This window comes from Emticicia agri (genome assembly GCF_004168285.1).
GTDB lineage: Bacteria > Bacteroidota > Bacteroidia > Cytophagales > Spirosomataceae > Emticicia > Emticicia agri.
Window position 1 is genome coordinate 1 of record NZ_SEWF01000137.1, and the last position, 488, is coordinate 488.

The 488-nt window shown below is 47.5% G+C and carries 1 pseudogene; it reads right to left on the reverse strand.

The features are described 5' to 3' along the window. Window positions 1–488 (reverse strand): annotated as a pseudogene (locus tag EWM59_RS28060) (hypothetical protein); the annotation flags it as partial.

Sequence of the window (488 nt, forward strand, 5' to 3'; positions counted from 1 at the left end):
ACACACTACTTTTGTAGCTGGGGCTGTAATCGTTGGAGCAGTTGGTTGAGCTACAATCTGTAACCCTGTAACTGCTGCACTTGCCGGAGAAATACAAGAACCAACTGTACAGGTCGCTGTAATGCTATAAGTGCCTACACTTGAAAGGGTTAAGCTACTGCCTGATGAACCATTTGACCAGTTGATGGTTCCTGCACAACCACTTGCTGTCAGGGTTAAAGTACTTGGTGCACACACCACTTTTGGATTTGGTGCATTGATGCTTGGGGCGGCTGGTTGGGCTACAATTTGCAATCCTGTTACTGCTACACTTGCCGGACTCGTGCAACTACCTACTGTACAAGTAGCTGTAATGCTATATGTGCCTACACTTGAAAGCGTCAGACTGCTACCTGATGAGCCATTCGACCAGTTGACGGTTCCTGCACAACCACTGGCTGTTAAAGTTAAAGTACTCGGTGCACAAACTACTTTTGTAGCCGGGGCTG